General features: G+C 46.3%; 1 pseudogene. It reads left to right on the top strand.

The features are described 5' to 3' along the window. A pseudogene (locus R7P67_RS26350) lies at positions 1 to 1,055 on the top strand (tandem-95 repeat protein); the annotation flags it as partial.

Below are 1,055 nucleotides of genomic sequence, written 5' to 3'. Positions count from 1 at the left end.
TCTCGGGTGAAATAAAAATCGATGTCACTGCGATCACCACGGAGAGCGTGAATCCACTGACAGGCAAAGAAACGGCTCGCTCAGAAACGGAAACCATCGTCATTGATGTCTCTCCAGTCGCTGATGCTGGCGGCTTTACCGTTAATCGCATCAATATTTTCGAGGATAACGCTCGCACTCAAGATACGGTCGATCCGGTTACTGACCACGACCCACTTCAATTAAGCGAAGTGATTTCAATGAAACCATCCGCGGATATGGATGGTTCAGAAGAGCTGTTTGTTCGCATCTCGAATTTCTCTATCGACGGCGTGACGCTTGTTTGGCTCGATGGCGCGAATCCTTCACAGATTGTTGAAGTGACGGATGGCAACGGCAATGTGCTGTATTACGAAATTCCTGAGTCGCAGCTGACGAATGTAGAAGTGCTGCCACCACTGCACAGCAACGACGATTTCACCTTCAACGTAGAAGGCATCGTAAAAGACAGCGCATCGCTTTCAACAGGTTCTGCGCAAGATGTACTTTCACTCGGGAACAAAACCGTCATTGTTGATGTGAAAGGCGTAGCGGATATTCCAATCGTTGAACTCAATGATAAGTCAGGTATTTGGCAAGAGTTTGATGATGGCAACGTACGTGGCGTTCAAACATTTGTGGATGAAAATGGCCAAGTTGATATTTCGTTCAGCATTCTTTCTGGAGAAGTCAAAGACAACCCTAACGACCACTCTGAAACGGTAACGGTACTGCTTTCCAACATTCCTGATGGCGTTGAGATATTTGATAATGATGGTAACTCGGTCGATTTAACGTTCGTTGGGTACGATGGTAATAACCAGCCAATCTATGAAGCGAATATTACGCAAGCAAACATCAACTCGGGCATTGTGATTAAACCGGAAGCATCGTCTACCGAGAATATTCACATCACAGCAACCACGATTGTTACTGAAAACGATGGCCATACGCGCACCTCAACTGGGGAAATTCGTGTGATTGTTGGCCCTGTGATTGACGCAAGAAATAACTATACCGTGGTTTCGGAAGGTGAC

Source organism: Vibrio sp. Vb0937 (assembly GCF_033338855.1).
This window is presented reverse-complemented; position numbering and strand designations above follow the sequence as displayed.